This window comes from Lysobacter fragariae (assembly GCF_054779775.1).
This window is the reverse complement of sequence record NZ_BAAGXP010000006.1, coordinates 61,126-80,609: the sequence shown is the minus strand read 5'-3', so window position 1 is coordinate 80,609 and position 19,484 is coordinate 61,126. Positions and strand designations below refer to the sequence as shown.

Annotated in this window: 14 protein-coding genes; 8 read left to right on the top strand and 6 right to left on the bottom strand. The window is 68.4% G+C overall.

Going from position 1 to position 19,484, the window contains the following annotated elements:
* Positions 1-36 precede the first annotated feature (36 nt).
* Both ACYVD7_RS06405 and ispG read right to left on the bottom strand, forming a co-directional pair.
* The gene (locus ACYVD7_RS06405; RefSeq protein WP_460760556.1) at positions 37-732 is read right to left on the bottom strand and encodes a phosphatase PAP2 family protein; all 696 of its coding nucleotides are present in this window, start codon (positions 730-732) and stop codon (positions 37-39) included.
* 10 nt (positions 733-742) lie between these two features.
* Positions 743-1,981 (bottom strand): flavodoxin-dependent (E)-4-hydroxy-3-methylbut-2-enyl-diphosphate synthase, encoded by a 1,239-nt coding sequence (gene ispG / locus ACYVD7_RS06400; RefSeq protein WP_460761838.1) that lies wholly within the window; start codon positions 1,979-1,981, stop codon positions 743-745.
* A gap of 302 nt (positions 1,982-2,283) precedes the next feature.
* Between ispG and xseA the strand changes: the two genes are divergently transcribed.
* From xseA to ACYVD7_RS06385, 3 genes are all read left to right on the top strand, one after another.
* On the top strand, positions 2,284-3,618 hold the full coding sequence (xseA, locus tag ACYVD7_RS06395; protein WP_460760554.1) for an exodeoxyribonuclease VII large subunit: 1,335 nt from the start codon (positions 2,284-2,286) through the stop codon (positions 3,616-3,618).
* 265 nt (positions 3,619-3,883) lie between these two features.
* Complete coding sequence (locus ACYVD7_RS06390; protein ID WP_460760552.1) at positions 3,884-5,311, top strand: aldehyde dehydrogenase family protein; 1,428 nt, start codon at positions 3,884-3,886, stop codon at positions 5,309-5,311.
* Positions 5,312-5,564: 253 nt separating this feature from the next.
* On the top strand, positions 5,565-7,433 hold the full coding sequence (locus ACYVD7_RS06385) for a vWA domain-containing protein (RefSeq protein ID WP_460760549.1): 1,869 nt from the start codon (positions 5,565-5,567) through the stop codon (positions 7,431-7,433).
* 409 nt (positions 7,434-7,842) lie between these two features.
* Here the strand turns inward: ACYVD7_RS06385 and ACYVD7_RS06380 are convergent, their stop codons facing one another.
* Positions 7,843-10,734, bottom strand: coding sequence for a bifunctional diguanylate cyclase/phosphodiesterase (locus tag ACYVD7_RS06380; protein WP_460760546.1), 2,892 nt, complete (start codon positions 10,732-10,734; stop codon positions 7,843-7,845).
* Positions 10,735-11,092: 358 nt separating this feature from the next.
* Between ACYVD7_RS06380 and ACYVD7_RS06375 the strand changes: the two genes are divergently transcribed.
* From ACYVD7_RS06375 to ACYVD7_RS06355, 5 genes are all read left to right on the top strand, one after another.
* Positions 11,093-11,647, top strand: coding sequence for an RNA polymerase sigma factor (locus ACYVD7_RS06375; RefSeq protein ID WP_460760543.1), 555 nt, complete (start codon positions 11,093-11,095; stop codon positions 11,645-11,647).
* Positions 11,644-12,789, top strand: a complete 1,146-nt coding sequence (locus ACYVD7_RS06370; protein ID WP_460760540.1) for a hypothetical protein — start codon at positions 11,644-11,646, stop codon at positions 12,787-12,789. The genes ACYVD7_RS06375 and ACYVD7_RS06370 overlap by 4 nt, the downstream gene beginning before the upstream one ends.
* Complete coding sequence (locus ACYVD7_RS06365) at positions 12,786-13,370, top strand: IMPACT family protein (RefSeq protein WP_460760537.1); 585 nt, start codon at positions 12,786-12,788, stop codon at positions 13,368-13,370. Before ACYVD7_RS06370 ends, ACYVD7_RS06365 begins: the two co-directional genes overlap by 4 nt.
* A 128-nt stretch (positions 13,371-13,498) precedes the next feature.
* The gene (locus ACYVD7_RS06360) at positions 13,499-15,334 is read left to right on the top strand and encodes an ABC transporter transmembrane domain-containing protein (protein WP_460760535.1); all 1,836 of its coding nucleotides are present in this window, start codon (positions 13,499-13,501) and stop codon (positions 15,332-15,334) included.
* A gap of 100 nt (positions 15,335-15,434) precedes the next feature.
* The gene (locus tag ACYVD7_RS06355) at positions 15,435-16,139 is read left to right on the top strand and encodes a hypothetical protein (protein ID WP_460760532.1); all 705 of its coding nucleotides are present in this window, start codon (positions 15,435-15,437) and stop codon (positions 16,137-16,139) included.
* 16 nt (positions 16,140-16,155) lie between these two features.
* Here the strand turns inward: ACYVD7_RS06355 and ACYVD7_RS06350 are convergent, their stop codons facing one another.
* The 3 genes from ACYVD7_RS06350 to ACYVD7_RS06340 form a co-directional block, all read right to left on the bottom strand.
* Positions 16,156-17,829, bottom strand: coding sequence for an acyl-CoA dehydrogenase family protein (locus ACYVD7_RS06350; RefSeq protein WP_460760529.1), 1,674 nt, complete (start codon positions 17,827-17,829; stop codon positions 16,156-16,158).
* Positions 17,826-19,121 (bottom strand): FAD-dependent oxidoreductase, encoded by a 1,296-nt coding sequence (locus ACYVD7_RS06345; protein WP_460760527.1) that lies wholly within the window; start codon positions 19,119-19,121, stop codon positions 17,826-17,828. The genes ACYVD7_RS06350 and ACYVD7_RS06345 overlap by 4 nt, the downstream gene beginning before the upstream one ends.
* A 101-nt stretch (positions 19,122-19,222) precedes the next feature.
* Positions 19,223-19,429 (bottom strand): cold-shock protein, encoded by a 207-nt coding sequence (locus ACYVD7_RS06340; RefSeq protein WP_460760524.1) that lies wholly within the window; start codon positions 19,427-19,429, stop codon positions 19,223-19,225.
* Positions 19,430-19,484 lie beyond the last annotated feature (55 nt).

The window sequence follows — 19,484 nt, the reverse complement described above, 5'->3', positions numbered from 1 at the left end:
CGATGCGGCGAGTGTATGCCGGCGCCGGCGCGAAGCTCACGCCGCGGTGCGGTCCGCCCGCGATCGCGACAGGCCGCGACCTGTCGTCCAGGGCAGCGCCCCATCGCGGAACACCAGCAGGAAGCTGGCCACCGCCCACGCCGCGCCCGCCGCCCAACCCGCGATCACGTCGGACGGGTAATGCACGCCCAGGTACAGCCGCGACATCCCCACCAGCAGCGTGAACGCCGCCATCGTCGCCACCAGCACCCAGCGCCAGCGCGTGCGCCACGCCAGCAGCCCAAGCACCCAGGTCAGCGTCATCGTCGCCATCGCGTGGCCGCTGGGGAACCCGAAGCCATCGCGATACGCCAGCGATGCCCACAACTCCGGCCGTGGACGTGCGAACAGATGACGCAACTCGATGTTGAGCCAGACCGAACCACCCAGGGCCAGCAGCACGAACGCGGCTTCGCGCCAGCGCCGCCGTACGGCAAGCGCGATGACGAAGACGATGTCGAACGGAATCACCCCGTAGGCGAAGCCCAGGCTGGCGATCCAGCCGAAGGCGCGATCGAGCCACGGCGCGGCGTCCGCATGGGCCAGCCGCAGCATCGGCACGTCGAAGGAAAACGGCACGTCCACGCGCATCAGGGATGCCAACGCGCCGAAGCACGCCAGCGACAACAGCAACCCGACCAGCAGCGGCACACGGTGCCGGTGATGGCGGGCGCGATCCCTTCGTCCTTCCATGACTGGCCGGTTATTGCGGCTGCGCACCGGGCCCGTAACGCCGCGCGACATAGCCGTCAATCAGGCCGACGAACTCCTGCGCGATGTTCTCGCCGCGCAGGGTCACTGTCTTCTCGCCATCCTCGAACACCGGCGCGGACGGCGCTTCGCCCGTACCCGGCAACGAGATGCCGATGTTGGCGTGGCGGGATTCGCCCGGACCGTTCACCACGCAGCCCATCACCGCGAGGGTCAGGTTCTCCGCGCCGGGATGGGTGATCTTCCATTCGGGCATCTTCGCGCGGACGTGTTCCTGCACGGTCTTGGCCAGTTCCTGGAAGAAGGTGCTGGTGGTGCGGCCGCAACCCGGGCACGCGGTGACCATCGGCGTGAAGGCGCGCAGCCCCAGCGTCTGCAGCAGTTCCTGCGCGACGATGACTTCGTTGGTGCGTGACTGGCCGGGTTCGGGCGTCAGCGAGATGCGGATGGTGTCGCCGATGCCTTCCTGCAGCAGCACGGCCAGCGCGGCGCTGGAAGCGACGATGCCCTTGCTGCCGATGCCGGCCTCGGTGAGGCCCAGGTGCAGGGCGAAATCGCTACGGCGGGCCATTTCACGGTAGACGGCGATCAGTTCCTGCACGCCACTGACCTTGGCGCTGAGCACGATCCGCTCGGCCGGCAGGCCCAGTTCCACCGCACGCGCGGCGGAATCCAGCGCCGAGCGGATCAGCGCCTCGCGCAGTACGTCGGCGGCGTCCTTGGGTTCGGCGAGCTTGTGGTTCTCGTCCATCAGCTGCGTGGCCAACGCCTGGTCCAGCGAGCCCCAGTTGGCGCCGATGCGCACCGGCTTGCCGTACTTGATCGCGAATTCGATCAGCTGCGCGAACTGCGTGTCCTTCTTCTTGCCGAAGCCGACGTTGCCCGGGTTGATGCGGTACTTCGCCAGGGCTTGCGCGCAGGCCGGTTCGTTCGTCAGCAGCTGGTGCCCGTTGTAGTGGAAGTCGCCGATGATCGGCACGCTGATGCCCATCATCGCCAGCTTGTCGACGATGCGCGGCACGGCGGCAGCGGCTTCGGCGGTGTTGACGGTGACGCGGACCAGCTCGGAACCCGCGCGCCACAGCTCGGCGACCTGCTTGGTGGTGGAAGCGACATCGGCGGTGTCGGTATTCGTCATCGACTGCACGACGACCGGCGCACTGCCTCCGACCTGTACACCGCCGACGGTGACGGCACGGGTATGGCGGCGCGGCAGCGGACCGAAGTCCATGTCCGCACAGGGCGGGCGAAGCGTTTCGAGCACTGAATTCATGGGCGAATTGTAGCCCTGTCGATGGTAGGGCGGGCCTTGGCCCGCCATTGCCATTTCCAGACGGCCGCGATCGCCCGGCATGGCGATGGCGGGTCGAGGCCCATTGCGTTGCGCCTTCGCAAATGGCGATGGCGGGCCAAACCCGCCCTACGCGTCCTGCGGTTGCCCGGGTATGGCGATGGCAAGCCGAGATCCATCGCGTTGCGGCGTCGTCGGGCATGGCAATGGCGGGTCAAGACCCGCCCTACTAGGATGTGCCGATGGAACCCGATGCAACCCACGTCCTCACACCATCCCAACTCAACACGCTGGCGCGCGACCTGCTGGAAGGCGCTTTCCCGCTGATCTGGGTCGAGGGCGAACTGGGCAACGTCTCGCGGCCGTCTTCCGGCCACCTGTACTTCGTGCTCAAGGACGAACGCGCGCAGGTGCGCTGCGCGATGTTCAAGCCCAAGAGCACGTGGCTGAAATTCATCCCGCGCGAAGGCGTGCGCGTGCTCGCGCGCGGCCGCCTGACCCTGTACGAGGCCCGCGGCGAATACCAGCTGGTGCTGGACCACATGGAGGAAGCCGGCGAAGGCGCATTGCGTCGGGCTTTCGAGGAACTGAAGGCGAAGCTCGCCGCCGAAGGCCTGTTCGACGCCGAACGCAAGCGACCCCTGCCCCACTTCGCGCGGCGGGTCGCGGTGATCACCTCGCCCAGCGGCGCGGCGGTGCGCGACGTGCTGAGCGTGCTCGCGCGGCGCTTCCCGCTGGTGGAAGCCGACGTGCTGCCGGTGCAGGTGCAAGGCGCGACGGCGGCGGCGCAGATCACCGCGATGCTGCAACGCGCGGCGGCATCGGGCCGCTACGACGTGATCCTGCTCACGCGCGGCGGCGGTTCGCTCGAAGACCTGTGGTCGTTCAACGACGAGCGACTGGCGCGTGCGATCGCGGCGTCGCCCGTGCCCGTCGTATCGGCCGTGGGCCATGAGACCGACTTCAGCCTCTCGGACTTCGCCGCCGACCTGCGCGCGCCGACGCCATCGGTCGCGGCGGAACTGCTGGTTCCCAGCCGCGATGACCTGGTGCGTCGCCTGCGGGCGCTGGAGGCGCGCCTGCTCAACCTGCAGGCGCAACACCTGCGCACGGCCATGCAGCGCGCGGACCGCGCGGCATTGCGCCTGAGCGCGTTGCAGCCGCGTGCGCGCCTGGAGGCGCTGCATCGCCGTCAGGCCGAGGCCCTGCGCCGACTCCAGTCCGCGTGGCAGCGCCGCATCGATCGCGAACTCGCCCGCGTGCGCCATGCCAATGCCGTCCTGCGTGCCGCGCATCCACGACGTCGCATCGCGCGACTGCACGAACGCCTCGCCGCGATTGGCGTGCGACCGCAGGCAGCCATCGCCCGCCGCCTCGCGCGCGACGCGCTGCACCTGCGCGGCCTGGCGCGGTCGCTGGAAGCGGTCAGCCCGCTTGCGACGGTCGCGCGTGGTTACGCGATCCTGCAGCACCCGGATGGTCGCGTGGTGCGCGGCGTGCTGGATGCGGCACCGGGCGATCGCCTCGATGCACGGTTGGCGGACGGCACCCTGCCCGTCCGGGTCCTTGACCCGTAGTTTTTGCTGTCATCCCCGCGAAGGCGGGAAGCGCTTTACAACAGCCGAAGGCTGGTCATCCAGCGACTCCAAGCCGTTGGGCGCCTTCACAGGAATACGAACGCAATCGCATTCTTGACGGCCCTACAGTCCCTCGGGTCTCCTCGCCCTAGCTCTCTGGCGCACAGACGGCACGGCGATACCGGGCACCGCCTTCGTTACAGGACATGAGACAACATCATCCACACGGGCCATGATCTAGGCTCCCGGAACAAGGAGGGTTCCCATGCTCGCCAAGCGCTACCCGTACTACCTCGCCAACCGACCGGTGCAGGCCAACGCCGATCTCGAGGTGCACGACAAATTCACCGGCAAGGTCGCCACGCGCGTTGCCATGGCCGATGCCACCACCGTGCGCAAGGCAATCGCCGCCGCCTACAAGGCACGCGAGGCCATGGCCGCTTTCCCGCCGGACGCCCGCCGCGACGTGCTGGAACATTGCGTGCGCCGCTTCAGCGAGCGCAGCGAGGAGCTCGCCCTGGCGCTGTGCATCGAAGCCGGCAAGCCGATCCGTGACGCGCGCGGCGAGGTCACCCGCCTGATCGACACCTTCCGCATCGCCGCCGGTGAAGCCACGCGCATCGGCGGTGAAATCCTCGAGTTGCAGGTGTCCCCGCGCGCCCGTGGCTATCGCGGCATGGTCAAGCGCGTCCCGATCGGCGCGTGCAGCTTCATCACCCCTTTCAACTTCCCGCTCAACCTGGTCGCGCACAAGGTGGCGCCTGCCCTCGCCGCCGGTTGCCCGTTCGTGCTCAAGCCGGCGGACAAGACGCCGGTCGGCGCGCTGATCATCGCGGAGATCCTTGCCGAGACCGACCTGCCGAAAGGTGCGTTCTCCGTGCTGGCCTGTTCGATCGAGGACGCCACGGCGCTGGTCGAAGACGAACGCATCGCGCTGCTGAGCTTCACCGGCGGACTGGTCGGCTGGGACCTCAAGGCCCGCGCCGGACGCAAGAAGGTCACGCTCGAACTGGGCGGCAACGCGGCCTGTATCGTCGATGCCGACCCGGGCGCTTCGCTGGACCACGTCGTCGAACGACTGGTCTTCGGCGCCTACTACCAGAGCGGCCAGAGCTGCATCAGCGTGCAGCGCATCTGCGCGCACGCCGATGTCCATGACGCGCTGCGCCGCAAGCTGAAGGCGGCCGTGGCGAAGCTGCCGGTGGGCAATCCGCGCGACGAGAAAACCTTCATCGGCCCCATGGTGAACGAGGAATCCGCACAGCGGGTGGAAGGCTGGATCGCCGCCGCGCGCAAGGGCGGCGCGAAGCTCCTCGCCGGCGGACCGCGCCAGCGCAACATGCTGCCCGCCGCGCTGCTGGAGAACGTCCCGCACGACTGCGACCTGTATCGCAAGGAAGCCTTCGGTCCGGTGGCGATGATCGAACCGTTCGATGATTTCGACGACGCCATCGCGCGCGTCAACGACAGCGACTTCGGACTGCAGGCGGGCGTATTCACCGGCAACCTTGCCCACGCGATGCGCGCGTGGGACCGCATCGAGGCCGGTGGCGTCATCGTGGGCGACGTCCCCAGCATCCGCGTCGACAACATGCCCTACGGCGGCGTGAAACACTCCGGACTGGGTCGCGAAGGCGTGCGCTACGCGATCGAGGACATGACGGAACAGCGCCTCCTGGTGATCAAGGGTTGAATCGCTGAACAACTCTTGCCCTGTCATCCTGAGCGCAGCGAGGGATCGGCCCTCGACCCAACCAAAGCAACCGAACCATCAGTGCCGCGCCGGCGGCCAGTGAAGCAAGGCCATGGTCTTTTTGCCGTCATCCCGAGAGCAGCGAGAGATCGGCTTCTCCTGACCCACCCCCGCCCAGAAATTTTCTTCACCCCCAAACCCCATTCCCCCAAACCACGCGTTTCCAACGACGACCCAGTCGCGGAGACGCACCATGCAACGCACGACCCGTACCCACCTGAGCATCGCCCTGGGCCTGGCCCTCGGCCTGGCGGCATGCAGCACCACGCGCAACGACGTGGCCGCCACACCCGCGGCGGACGAAGAAACAAAGCGGGAGCAGTCCGAGCTTGACGTCCTTCGCGCCGTCACCGCCACCGAAGCCGCGGCGGATGCCGGCGCCGTCGCCACCGCACCGATCAACCAACCCATGCAGGAACCGCTTGCGCGCCGCAGCCGGGCGGACAAGGCCAAGGCCAACGACATGCGCGTCCCGGTCGCACCGCCCGCGCCCGCCGAGGTCTACGGCTACAACACCCCGCCCCCATCGCTGGATGCCGTCGCGGTCACCGGCAGCCGCATCGCAGCGGGCACGATGTCGATGCCGTCCGCAAACCTGGCCAAGCAGCTGCAACCCGCCAACACCGAGAAATACGCGCACAAGGACGACAACCCCGTCCACCGCACCAGCGACGAGGCCGTATCCACGTTCTCGATCGACGTCGACACCGGCAGCTACAGCAACGTGCGCCGGATGATCGCGCAAGGCGTGCGTCCGCCGTCCGATTCGGTGCGCGCCGAGGAGTTCATCAACTACTTCGACTACGGCCACCCTGCACCCACATCGCGCGAGACGCCTTTCCGTGTCACCACCGAGCTCGCCACCGCGCCGTGGAACAGCGGGCGCCAGCTGCTGATGATCGGCATCAAGGGCTACGACGTGCCCAAGGCGACGCTGCCGCCGGCGAACCTGGTGTTCCTCATCGATACCTCCGGCTCGATGCAGGACGAGAACAAGCTTCCGCTGGTGAAGGATTCACTGCGCCAGCTGGTCAAACAGCTGCGTCCGCAGGACCGCGTCTCGATGGTGGTGTACGCCGGCTCGGCGGGGCTGGTGCTGCCGCCCACGTCGGGCGAGGACAAGACCGCCATCCTCGACGCGCTGGATCGTCTTGAAGCAGGCGGCAGCACCAACGGCGGCGATGGCATCCGCCTGGCCTACGCGATGGCGAAGCAGTCCTTCGCCCAGGGCGGCGTCAACCGCGTGATCCTGGCGACCGACGGCGACTTCAACGTCGGCACCGTCGACCAGAACGCGCTGGAAACGCTGGTCGCGGACCAGCGCAAGAGCGGCATCGCGCTGACCACGCTCGGCTTCGGCGAAGGCAACTACAACGATGCGCTGGCCGAACGCCTCGCCGACGTCGGCGACGGCAACCATGCCTACATCGACACCCTGCAGGAAGCACGCAAGGTGCTGGTGGAGGAGATGGGTTCGACGCTGCTGACCATCGCCAAGGACGTGAAGATCCAGATCGAGTTCAACCCGGCCGTGGTGGCCGAATACCGGCTCATCGGCTACGAGAACCGCGTGCTGAACAACGAGGACTTCAACAACGACAAGGTCGATGCCGGCGACATCGGTGCCGGCCACCAGGTCACTGCGCTGTACGAGATCACCCTGGTGGGATCGACCGCGGCGCGCCTGCCGATGCTGCACTACGGCGCGAAGGCAACCGCGAAGGGCGCTGAAAACACGAAGGAAATCGCGCACCTGAGCCTGCGCTACAAGCGGCCCGGCACCGACACCAGCCGCCTGATCGAAACACCGATACTGCGCTCGCAGCTGTCGGCCACGCCCAGCGAGTCGCTGCGCTTCGCCAGCGCGGTCGCCGCCTTTGCCGACGCGCTGCGCGGTGGCAAGCAGATCGGGCAATGGCGCTGGAACGACATCGCCGCCGCGGCGAAGCATGCGATCGGCAGCGACCGCTGGGGCCAGCGCGCGGAACTGGTCGGCCTGGTCGAGCGCGCACGCCAGCTGACCGAGGGTGAAGGCGTGGCGACGGCGGAAATCAGCGACTGACGCCGGAAGCCGCCAGCGCGAGGTGATGGGCAGGCGACCCCACGCACGGGGTCGCCGATGCCATGGATGGGGTCCGCGACTCCGCGTTTGGGGTCGGCCAGGCCATGTGATGGGGCCAACGACCCCGCGCTTGGGGTCTGCCAGGCCATGTGATGGGGTCAACGACCCCACGTTTGGGGTCTGCCAGGCCATGTGATGGGGTCAACGACCCTGCGCTTGGGGTCAGCCAAGCCATGCGATGGGGTCCATGACCCCGCGCTCGGGGTCTGCCAGGCCATGCGATGACGTCAGTGACCCCACGACTGGTCTCTGCCAGGCGAAAACCGCCCGTGAAACGCTCGTTCGCGAAAACCCAGGATTGAGTAGTCCGATCAATGCTCGGCGCGGCAGGCCCACTGCCTGCCCTACCTCAACGCAACGGCCCCAACGGCATCAGCTGCGGCTGCGGTCGGCCGAACAGGAAACCCTGTCCGTGCTGGCAACCCAGGTCGCGCAGGATCACGCGCTGCGGTTCGGTCTCGATGCCTTCGCCGATGGTGTGGATGCCGAGCGAGCCCGCCAGCGCCTGGATCGCGCGCACCACCGCCAGGCTTTCCGGCCGCGTATCGCCCACCAGCCCGGCGACGAAGCTCTGGTCGATCTTCAGGCATTCCAGCGGGAAGCGATGCAGGTAGCTGAGGGCGGAGAACCCGGTACCGAAGTCGTCCAGCTGCGCCAGCACGCCGTTGCTGCGCAGCGTGCGGAGCATGCGCAGCGCTCGCGCGGTGTCGTCGAGCAGCGCGCCTTCGGTGATCTCGATGCGCAGGCGATGCGGATCGGCGCCGGCGCTTTCCAGCAGGCGCAGCAGCCGGTCGGCGAAGTCGGCCGACAGGAAATGCCGCGGCGAGACATTGATCGAGATGTACCCGCTCGACTCGCGCGCCAGGCGCTGCGCGACCTGTGCGTACATCAGCCAGTCGACTTCCTCGATCAGGCCGCTGTCTTCGCCCAGCCCGATGAATTCATTCGGCGTCAGCAGGCCACGGCGCTCGTGCTTCCAGCGCAGCAGCGCTTCGTGGCCGATCACGCGGTGGTCGCTCAGGCGCACGATCGGCTGGTAGTAGGCGACGAAGCCATCGCTGTTGATCGCGCGGCGCAGGTCGCCTTCCAGGTCGAGGATGCGCACGGCTTCCTCGCGCATGGCCTCGTCGAATACCGCACAGCTGTTGCGGCCGCTGGCCTTGGCGCGGTACATCGCGGCGTCGGCGTCGCGCAGCATCTCGACGCCGTTGCTGTAACGCGGGTGCCACGCGGCGATGCCGACGCTGGCCGAGGGGAACACCTCGCGCCCGGCCACCCAGAAGGGTTCGCCCAATGCGACCAGCACGCGCCGCGCCAGGTCCTCGGCGACCTGCAGGGTGTCGATGTCGGTGATGAGGATGGCGAACTCGTCGCCACCCAGGCGGGACACGGTATCGCGACCACGCACCGTGTTGACGATGCGGCGGCCGGCTTCGACCAGCAGTTCGTCGCCCGCGGAATGGCCGACGCTGTCGTTGACCAGCTTGAAGCGGTCCAGGTCCAGGAACAGCACCGCGAACTGCGCCGTGCGGCCCTGCGCGGATTCCGCCCGCGCCTTGTCGATCGCGGCCGCGAGGCGTTCGAGCAGCTGCGTGCGGTTGGGCAATCCGGTCAGCGCGTCATGGCGCGCCTGGTAGGTGAGCTGTTGTTCGGCGCGCAGGCGCTCGCCGATCTGCGACAGCAGTTCGGCGTTGGCTTCCGCCAGTTCGTGGGTGCGCGAGGTCACGCGCTGTTCCAGTTCGCCGTGCGCGACCAGCAGCCGGTCCTGCGCCTGCTTGCGCGCCAGGCCGATGCCGATGTGGTGGGCAACGAAGGTCAGCAGCTCCTGGTCGCGCGCGGTGAAGCTGATCGCGGCGGAATAGCTCTGCACGGCGATCACGCCGACGACGGTTTCCTCGCGGAACAACGGCACGCCCAGCCAGCAGTGCGACAGCGTGCCCAGGGTGCGAACCTTGCCTTCGACTTCCAGCTGCTGGATCAGCGGACGGTCCACCAGCAGAGCATGGCCTTCGCGGATCACGTATTCAGTGAGGCCGCCGGCGAACTGGCGCGTCTGGCGCACGGCGTCGCGTTCGTCGATCGAGTACGGGAACTCGATCATGGCGCCGTCTTCGGAGACCTGCGCGATGTAGAAATTGCGTGCGTAGAGCAGCTCGCCAACGACGTCGTGCACCTGGGCGTAGAAGCGCTCCATGGTTTCCGAGGTGATCGACAGCTCGGCGATGCGGAACAGGGCGCGCTGCAGGCGTTCGGCACGCTGGCGCTCGACGATCTCCGCCTGCAGGTCGCGGTTGGAGAGCTGCAGCGCGCGGGTGCGCTCCTCCACGCGGCGTTCCAGTTCGTCGCGGGCCTGGCGGCGATCCAGCGCGGTGAGGATGTGCTGGGCGACGTAGCTGAGCAGCGCGCGTTCCTCGTCGCGGTACACGTCGGGACGGTCGTAGCTCTGCACGACGATGGCGCCGCAGACGCGGTCGTCGCGCCGCATCGGCACGCCCAGCCAGTCCTCGCTGTCCGGGCCGTGCTGGGCATCCCGGCCTACGCCGAACTGCGCGCGCAGGACGTCGGACGGGCCGCGCAGGGGCTCGCCCTGGCGCAGCAGCGCCACGGTGAGGCTGTTGGGCATGTCGACGGCGAGCGTTTCCTGGGTCGCGTCGGCCACGTAGGGATCGCGGGAGTCGGCGAAGTAGAGGAAGCGCACCGCGTCGCGGACATCGTCGTACAGCACGATGTAGAAATTCTCGGCATACATCAGGCTGGCGACGGTGGCGTGCACGCGCCTGAGCATGTCGGGCATTTCAAGATCGGAGCCGGCGAGGTCGGCGATCTCGTACAACGCCTGCTGCAGGCGCTCTGATTTCTCCAGTCGCTCGACGCGGGCCTGGGCTTCGACCGCGACCAGGTGCATCCCCACCAGCCGCTGCGCCATCGACTGCCAGCCGCGCAGCGCGCCGATGCTGAGGGCTGTGCTGGTCTGCGCAACGACGGCGACGCGGGTGTCGGGGCGGTGTTCCCACACCCAGGAGAGCAGGTCCGGGGCATCGGTCTGGGCTTCACCGGATACGAGCCCGTCCGCGATGCGGTGCAGGTGCTGCTGGGCGTTGGGGCACACCGCCTGGCCGGCGATGCCGTCGGGGCCTTGCCAGCGCACCACGACCTTTGAACCGAGCGGGAGTCCTTCCAGCAATGCCGAAGCGAGGGCGTCACCGTCCTGACTGGTCGGTACCCGTGGCACTACGGCCATCTGCGCCCTTGATCTGTTCGACACCCCGTCCCTCTGTATCCGGGTTCATACCGCTGGAGCATAACGCGCACCGGGGCCCGTGGCCGACCAACCCCATCCGGTCCGGGCAGCCGTTGGTCTGATCATGGAACATGCAATCGCCCTTCCCCTTCCGGACCGGGCGCCACACCCCCAGGCGGAACCACGCGAAGCAGCGCCCCACGGATTCATGCGCGCGCCGGCCCCGGCATATTCCGCCGGGCACACCGCCGGAAGACCGGCAGCTTCAGAACTTGCCGCTTCAGAACCGGCCGCTTCAAGGTCGGCAGCTTCAAGGTCGGCAGCTTCAAGATCGGCGGCTTCCTGTACCCTGCCGCCGATGAATCCGGGCGCGGACGCCAATGACGACTTGCTGATGCTGGCCTGGGTGGGCGGCGACGCGGCGGCGTTCGAGATGCTCTACGCCCGCCATCGCGGACCGCTATACCGCTTCCTGCTGCGACAGGTGCGCAACCAGGCGTTGGCGGACGAGTTCTTCCAGGATGTCTGGCAACGCGTGATCGCCGCCCGCGCGGGCTGGAAGCCGGACGCCGCCTTCGCCACGTGGCTGTTCCGGATCGCCCACAATCGGCTGAACGACCATTGGCGCGCGGCCAAGCATCGCCCTGCCGCGCCGGAAGACGCCGACGAACGCGCCGCGAAGGTGCCCGACCCGACCACGCCCGAGCGCGAGCTGTCGGAGTTCGAGCAACGCCGACGACTGCAGCTGGCGATCGAGGAACTGCCCGAGGAACAGCGCGAGGTCGTGCTGCTCCGGCTGGAACAGGAACTGAGCCTGGAGGAAATCGCCGACATCACCGGTGTCGGCCGTGAAACCGTCAAGTCGCGGCTGCGCTACGCGATGGACAAGCTGCGCGCGAGATTGAACGAATGACCACCGATCCCCGCCACCACGAACCGTTGGACGCCGACGAACGCGACCTGGCCGCACGGCTGGGCCGCATCGGTCCGTTCGATGGTCCTTCGCCGGCGCTGGACGCGAAGATCCTCGCCGCCGCGCATGCTGCATCGGTCACCAAACTCAGGTCGTCGCGCCGGCGCTGGCTGGCCTGGGTCGGCGTGCCACCGGCACTGATCACCGGCGTGGGCGTGGCTGCAGCCGCCGTGCTGGCGCTCGGACTGGTGTGGCAGATGCGCCCGCGCCAGACCCTGCTCAGCGCAAGCGAGAGTGCAGCCGCGGACGAAGAAGTATTCGTCATGGCACCGCCGATGACCGCCACGCGCCCGCCGGTGGTCAATCCGCCGCCATTCCCGCAGGCGATCCCACAGGCAATCCCGACGGCACCACGGGAGCCCGCGGAGGCCCGCGAGCAGGTCGCGAGGGCCGCAGACGCCGTGGCAATGGCCGCACCTGCAGCTGCACCGCCCGCGGCGCCATCGCCGCCGGTCGCCGAACCTGCTCCGTCGCCGGCCGTTCGACAGGAAGCCATGAAGTCCGTCGCCGCGGCCGAAGCCGATGACGTCGGCACGCTGGATCGCTGCGCCGGCGCCGGCGCCCGCGCCAACGCCGCGACCGCTGGCTACACAGCACCCGTCGACGAGCGCGCCGCTGGCGTATCGGTCGCTGCGCAGGAACGCGCCGAGGACAAGGCAGCCCAACCTTCCGCGATGGCCGACGCCGCTGGTGCGATTGCAGCCAGCACCACGCGACGTGACCGCGCAGCCGCTCCTGCAGCCGCACCGGCGCCTGGATCGCCGCAGGGATTCGTCAGGAACGCGCCCGCACCACCGCTCGCCAAGGCGAAACAGGAGGAATGCGGCCCACAGCTTGCGTCTGCCGATTCGACCGAACTCGATCGCGTCGTCGTCACCGGCAGCCGGATTTCGTTTGCAGACATTCCCGCACGCCAGGACGCAAAACTCGGCCGCGACGCCTGGCTGCAACGCATCCACGAACGCCGCGAAGCAGGCGACCTGCGCGGCGCGAAGGAAAGCCTGCGCCTGTTCCGTCGCCAGTATCCGCACGTACGCATCCCGTCGAATCTGATGGACCTGCAGGCCGCACCCCGGCAATGACCGACACGCTGGCCGCGCGCGCGGCGCACGTGCTGGAGGTCAAGCACAGCCGCTTCATCGTCAATGCCGCGCCGGTGACGTCACCCGACGCAGCGCTGGCATTCCTCGGCGAGATCGGCGATCCGGCAGCGACGCACAACTGCTGGGCCTACCGCATCGGCGCGCAATACCGCTTCAGCGATGACGGTGAACCCGCCGGCACCGCGGGACGCCCGATTCTGGCGGCCATCGACGGCCAGGGCTACGACCAGGTGGTCGCGGTGGTGACGCGCTGGTACGGCGGCATCAAGCTCGGCGCCGGCGGATTGGTGCGTGCCTACGGCGGATCGGCGGCCGAATGCCTGCGGATCGCGCCACGCCAGCCGCTGATCGCCATGGCGGAACTGACCCTGGCCTACCCGTTCGACGCAACAGGCGCCGTCCACGCTGCGATGGCACAGCTGGGCGCGCTGAAGCTGGACGAGTCGTTTGTCGCCGATGGCGCCACCGCGCGGCTGAAATTGCCCGCGGATCGGGTCGACGCCTTGAAAATCCAGCTGCGCGACGCCACCCGGAATCGGGTGCGTTGGCTGGAGCCGTAGCTCCGGTTGCGCGACATCACCCATGATGGGTTGCGCCGCACTCGCGACCCCTCCCGTGCAGCCGGGGCACGCGCCCTGCCTTCGGTCAGGACGACCGGCATCCGCGCCACGCAACGACAAGAAGATCGATGAACGCCCCAGCCGATAAAAGAGATGGCAGCTCCCTGCCCGATGCCACGCCCCAGCCCCGCCAGGCTCCGATCGGCAGCCTGCGCACGTTGTGGCCGTTCGTGCGCGCACACCGTGGACTGTTCTTCGCGTGGCTGGTGGCGCTCGCATGTTCCAGCGCGGCGACGCTGACGTTCCCCGCGGCCGCACGGGTGATGATCGACGAGGGTTTCGCGCAGGGTGGCGCCGCCATCGACCGTGCGTTCCTGTTCCTGTTCGCCGTGGCCGCGGCGCTTGCGCTGTCCACGGCCGCACGGTTCTTCTTCGTCTCGCTGCTGGGCGAACGCGTCGTCGCCGACCTGCGCGAGCGCCTGTATTCGCACCTGATCACGCTCGATGCCAGCTTCCACGACCGCAACCGCAGCGGTGAACTGGTATCGCGCCTGACCGCCGATGCCGAACTCCTGCGCAGCACGGTCGGCACCACCATGTCGGTCGCGTTGCGCAGCACCGTCACCGTGGTCGGTGCGCTGGCGATGCTGTTCGTCACCAGCCCGCGCCTGGCCACTTTCGCCCTGGTCGGCATCCCGCTGACGGTGCTGCCGATCGTCATCGGCGGACGTCGCCTGCGCAAGATCTCGCGCGCCAGCCAGGACCGCGTTGCCGATGCCAACACGCTGGCGTCGGAAACCCTCGGCGCGGTGCGCACGGTGCAGGCGCATTCGCGCGAACCGTACGAGCGCGGCCGCTTCTCCCATGCACTGCAGGTAGCGGTGAAGACCGCGCAGAAGCGCGTCAGTGCCCAGGCGATTGTCACCGCGGTCGCCATCGTGCTGGTGTTCGGCGCGATCATCCTGGTGCTGTGGTCCGGCGCGCATGACGTGGTGGCCGGACGGATGAAGCCCGGCGTGCTGCTGCAGTTCGTCTTCTACGCGGTGATCGGCGGTGGTTCGATCGCGGCGTTGGCCGAAGTCTGGAACGAGATGCAACGCGCGTCCGCCGGCATGGGCCGCATCAGCGAATTGCTGGACGAGCGGTCGCTGGTCACCGCGCCGCGCGATCCGCAGCCGTTGCCGCAGCCCTTGCAGGGCGAACTTGCGATCGAGAACGTCACCTTCCACTACCCGCAGCGACCCGACCTGCCTGCGCTGGCGAATTTCGACCTGCGCGTGAGACCGGGCGAGACGGTCGCGCTGGTCGGTCCGTCGGGCGCGGGCAAGAGCACGGTGTTCTCGCTGCTGCTGCGCTTCCACGATCCGGAGCACGGCACGGTGCGCGTGGATGGCGTCGACATCCGCGCCGTGGACCCGTCCGACCTGCGCGAGCACATCGCGCTGGTGCCGCAGCAGCCGACGATCTTCGCCGCCAGTGCGCGCGACAACATCCGCTACGGTCGCCTGGAAGCCGACGATGCGGAGCTCGACGACGCCGTGCGGTCCGCGCACGCCGCCGACTTCATCACCGCCCTGCCGCAAGGCCTCGACACCGAACTGGGCGAACGCGGCGCGCGCCTGTCGGGCGGCCAGCAGCAGCGCATCGCCATCGCCCGCGCACTGCTCAAGGACGCGCCGATCCTGCTGCTGGACGAAGCCACCAGCGCACTCGACGCGCAGAGCGAACGCGCGGTGCAGCAGGCACTGGAAACGTTGATGCAGGGCCGCACGACCATCGTCATCGCCCATCGCCTTGCGACCGTGCTCAAGGCCGATCGCATCGTGGTGATGGACCACGGCCGCGTCGTGGCCGAAGGCACGCACGCGCAGCTGATGGCGCAGGGCGGCCTCTATTCTGAATTGGCGAAGCTGCAGTTCCTCGACGTCGCGCCCGAACCGCGCGACGCAGGTACCAGCGCGTAGCGCACGCGACGCACACGGGGTGAATGCCCGTGTGTGTACCTGTCCGGAAGCCGGCAGCCAGCGCGTTGTGGCAGGTGACGAAGCCCTGCCGGAGTCCGCCATGTCGCTGCGCCCCCGCATTTCACCGGAGCGCCCGCTGTACGTCGTGGCCGGACTGGTGGCGTTGCTGATCGTGTTCAGCGGGTTCGCCCGGACCTACTATCTCAAGCAGTGGTTCGGCACCCCCGGTTCCACGCTGCTGGTGCACGTGCACGGCCTGGTGATGACCGGATGGTTCCTGCTCTTCGCGGCGCAGACACAGCTCGTCGCCGCCGGACGAACCGACCTGCATCGCCGCCTGGGCGTGTTCGGCGCGGTGCTTGCGCTGGCCGTGCTCATCATCGGCCCCATCACCGCGATCACCGGTGCAGCGCTCGGCCGTTCGCCGGGACCGCCACCGCTGATGTTCCTGGCGATTCCATTGATGGACATGGTGGTGTTCGCGATCCTGGTCGGGAGTGCGCTGCGCTATCGCAAACGCAGCGACTACCACAAGCGGCTGATGTTGCTGACTTGCCTGAGCCCGCTCACCGCCGCCATCGCGCGCATTCCGATCAAGTCGTTCCACGACATCGGCATCCCCGCCTTCTTCATCACCACCTGCGTGCTGGTGATCATCGCCGCCACCTGGGACACCGTGCGCAACCGGCGCCTGCATCCCGCGTTCATCTGGGGCGGTGGACTGATCCTGGTGTCATGGCCATTGCGACTGGCCATCGCAGGTTCGGCATGGTGGCAGGACGTCGCGAAGTGGCTGACAAGTTGACTCGTCCGCGATGGATTCAGGGCAGCGCGCGCTCGATCAGGGATTCGACCAGGCCTTCGGACGCAACGCCATGCAACGTCCCGTAGACCTGGCCACGCGCAGTGCCCAGCCGGCTGCGACAGAACACTTCCGCCGCAGGACTTCCCGCGCGTAGCAGCACGCCTGCCTGCAACGCCAGCGCCATGCGTTCGACCAGGTGGCGCGCGCCGGCTTCGTCGCCGGCATCAGCACCGGAGAGTCGCTGCCGGAGTGACGCGACTTCAGCGTCGAAGTCGTGATCGTGCCCGGTCGCATCCGCCAGCTCGGCGAGGAAGGCCTCGCGCGCGCCACCGCGTGTCAGCGCACGCAGGACGTCCAGGCACTGGATGTTGCCGCTGCCTTCCCAGATCGAATTGAGCGGCGCCTGCCGGTACAGGCGCGGCAGCAACGATTCCTCGACGTAACCCGCGCCGCCCAGGCATTCCTGCGCCTCGTTGACGAAGGCCGTTGCGCGCTTGCAGATCCAGAACTTGCCGATCGCCGTGGCGATCCGTGCGAAGTCGGCTTCGCTTTCGTCGTGCCGTGCGTGATCCGTTGAACGATCCACCGCGCGGGCCACGCACATCGACAGCGCGACGGCGGCTTCGCATTCGATGGCCAGGTCGGCCAGTACGTTGCGCATCAGCGGTTGTTCGACCAGCTTCCGCCCGAACGCGCTGCGGTGCCGCGTGTGGTGGATCGCCTGCGCCAGTGCCATGCGCATCAGCGCGGACGAACCCAGCATGCAGTCCAGCCGCGTGAGCATCACCATTTCGATGATGGTCGCCACGCCGCGGCCTTCGTCGCCGACGCGCTGCGCCCATGCGTCCTCGAACTCGACTTCCGACGACGCGTTCGACCAGTCACCCACCTTGTCCTTCAACCGCATCAGCCGCAGCGCATTGCGCGATCCATCGGGACGCCAGCGCGGCAACAGGAAGCAGCTCAAACCGCCCGGCGCCTGCGCCAGCACCAGGAAGCCGTCGGACATCGGCGCGGAGAAGAACCATTTGTGGCCGCGCAGCTCGTACTCGCCGGATGCCGAAAGCGGCGTTGCGAGCGTCGTATTGGCGCGCACGTCGCTGCCGCCCTGCTTCTCGGTCATGCCCATGCCGACGGTGATGCCGCGCTTGCCGGCGATCGGCACGTCGCGCGGATCGTAGTGCGGTTGGGCTGCCTTGTCGGACCATTCCGCCAGCATCGGCTCACCACGCAGCACCGGCACCGCGGCGTGCGTCATCGTCAGCGGGCAACTGCTGCCGGGTTCGACCTGTCCGTGCAGATAGCTCAATGCCGCACGCGCGACGTGGCGGCCGGGGCGCGCCTGCGCTGCGTCATGCGACGGGTCATGCCACGAAAGGTCGGCGACGCCATGACCGATCGCGGCAGCCATGATGGCGTGGTAGTTCGGGTGGAAGTCGACCCGGTCGATGCGCTGACCGAAGCGATCGTGCGTCCGCAGGCGCGGGCGATCGCGGTGGGCATCGAAACTCAACGCCAGCAATTCATCGCCGGCAAGACGGCCGTAGCGGGCGAGTTCGAGGTGGAAGGCAGTGCCGGCTTCGCGTTCGACGGCTTCGCGCAGCACGAGGTCATCGTGCCAGAGGTCGCGCGGGGCGAATTCGGGCGGCTGGTTGTCGACGGCGTGGGTGGAAAACGGCGAGGTGGTCATCGACGGCTCCGGGCGGACGCGTCGACTGTAGCGCGGGATGATCCAGCTGGGTACGAACGCCCCTTTCGCCGGTTGCTAGCTCGGCGCGTGCGCTCCATCGGCAACACGCCGAGCAGGCCGCGCCGCGTACCGGTCAGCACGCGCAGCACCTGGCGACGACCGCCCGGCACGCGCGTCAGCGGATGGAACAGGCGGTCCCGCAATGCGGCCAGCATGTCGTGTTCGGACTGGAACAGCGGCGTGAGCCAACGGCTCCAGAAATGGTAGATGCCGACATGCCCGCGGCGTGCGCGCTCATAGGCAGCGAAGGCATCAGGCAGGTCGCGATGGGAACGCAGGCAATCGCGCAACGCCAGCGCATCGATCAACGCCATGTTGGCGCCCTGCCCCAGTTGCGGACTCATCGCGTGCGCGCTGTCGCCCAGCAGCACGGCGCGACCGCGATGCCAGCGCCGATGCACGGCGTCGCGATAGCGGGCCTGCGCCAGCCCTTGCGGGATCGCGGTGTCGGACAGGCTCTGCGCGGCTTCGGGCCACACCGTCGCGACATCGTGGCGCCAGTCGGCTTCGTCGCAGGCTTCCTGCAGCCGGGCCGCGGGCAGGCTCCAGAAGAAACTCATCCGCGGCGTGTCGTCCCCGGGCCGCGTGCCGACGGGCAGCATGCCGGCCATGCGCCGGGCGCCGACGTAACGCTGGCGCAGTTCGTCGGCGAAGGGCCAGTCGCGGCGCGCCACCAGGCACCATTGCGCGCCCCACGGGTAGGGGCGGTCGAGCGCTGGGGTCCCGACTGCGCCGCGCAGCCGCGATGCTGCGCCGTCCGCGACGACGAGTACGTCGAAGGCACCGTGTTCGTGGCCGGCTTCGTCGCGCAGTACGCCGCGATCGACGTCCACGCTGACGATGCGATGGCCACAGTGGATCGTCCGCCCGTCCTGCCAGGCGGCATCGAGCAGCGTGAACAGCGCACCGCGCTGCATGCCCAACCCGAACAGGCGCGGGTCCAGTTCGCGATAGCGCATGTCCATCACTGCGCGACCGCCGTGGGTTTCTCCGTAAAGCCGCGTCACCCGTGCGCCGTGATGCAGCACCGCATCCAGCAGGCCGAGCTGCCACAGCACCGCCATGCCGGTCGGCTGCAGCAGGAAACCGGCACCGACGGGGCCCAGCACCGGCGCCTGCTCGAACACCTCGACGTGGTGGCCATCGCGGGCCAGCAGCAGCGCCGCGGCCTGGCCGCCGGTGCCGTAGCCGACGATGCCGATGCGCAGTGGTCGCGCGCCACGCTGGTCCATTACCCCATGTCCCCCTTCACGCGGTGCTGCCGTCGCCATAAAAAAGCCCCGCCGAAGCGGGGCCTGGAATATCCATCAATCGAAGACCACGCAATCGAAAATCACGCCACCGGCATGACTTCGGACGCCTGCGCGCCCTTCGGGCCCTGGGTCAGCTGGTAGCTGACGCGCTGGCCTTCCTGCAGGCTGCGGAAGCCCTTGGCGTTGATCGCGGAGAAATGCACGAAGACGTCTGAGCTGCCATCTTCCGGAGAAATGAAGCCGAATCCCTTCGCGTCGTTGAACCACTTCACGGTGCCGTACTGCATGTCCTTGGTGACCTCATGCTGGATGCGTTGTAGTGCGCCGGCCCTGCCGGGCGCG

Excerpts from the sequence above, each read along its gene's own strand:
- xseA (WP_460760554.1), top strand. The coding sequence starts at position 2,284 with ATGGAACCCGATGCAACCCACGTCCTCACACCATCCCAACTCAACACG.
- ACYVD7_RS06345 (WP_460760527.1), bottom strand. The coding sequence starts at position 19,121 with ATGGACCAGCGTGGCGCGCGACCACTGCGCATCGGCATCGTCGGCTAC.
- ACYVD7_RS06380 (WP_460760546.1), bottom strand. The coding sequence starts at position 10,734 with ATGGCCGTAGTGCCACGGGTACCGACCAGTCAGGACGGTGACGCCCTC.
- ACYVD7_RS06370 (WP_460760540.1), top strand. The coding sequence starts at position 11,644 with ATGACCACCGATCCCCGCCACCACGAACCGTTGGACGCCGACGAACGC.
- ACYVD7_RS06360 (WP_460760535.1), top strand. The coding sequence starts at position 13,499 with ATGAACGCCCCAGCCGATAAAAGAGATGGCAGCTCCCTGCCCGATGCC.
- ACYVD7_RS06340 (WP_460760524.1), bottom strand. The coding sequence starts at position 19,429 with ATGCAGTACGGCACCGTGAAGTGGTTCAACGACGCGAAGGGATTCGGC.
- ACYVD7_RS06365 (WP_460760537.1), top strand. The coding sequence starts at position 12,786 with ATGACCGACACGCTGGCCGCGCGCGCGGCGCACGTGCTGGAGGTCAAG.
- ACYVD7_RS06350 (WP_460760529.1), bottom strand. The coding sequence starts at position 17,829 with ATGACCACCTCGCCGTTTTCCACCCACGCCGTCGACAACCAGCCGCCC.
- ispG (WP_460761838.1), bottom strand. The coding sequence starts at position 1,981 with ATGGACTTCGGTCCGCTGCCGCGCCGCCATACCCGTGCCGTCACCGTC.
- ACYVD7_RS06375 (WP_460760543.1), top strand. The coding sequence starts at position 11,093 with ATGAATCCGGGCGCGGACGCCAATGACGACTTGCTGATGCTGGCCTGG.
- ACYVD7_RS06405 (WP_460760556.1), bottom strand. The coding sequence starts at position 732 with ATGGAAGGACGAAGGGATCGCGCCCGCCATCACCGGCACCGTGTGCCG.
- ACYVD7_RS06385 (WP_460760549.1), top strand. The coding sequence starts at position 5,565 with ATGCAACGCACGACCCGTACCCACCTGAGCATCGCCCTGGGCCTGGCC.
- ACYVD7_RS06390 (WP_460760552.1), top strand. The coding sequence starts at position 3,884 with ATGCTCGCCAAGCGCTACCCGTACTACCTCGCCAACCGACCGGTGCAG.
- ACYVD7_RS06355 (WP_460760532.1), top strand. The coding sequence starts at position 15,435 with ATGTCGCTGCGCCCCCGCATTTCACCGGAGCGCCCGCTGTACGTCGTG.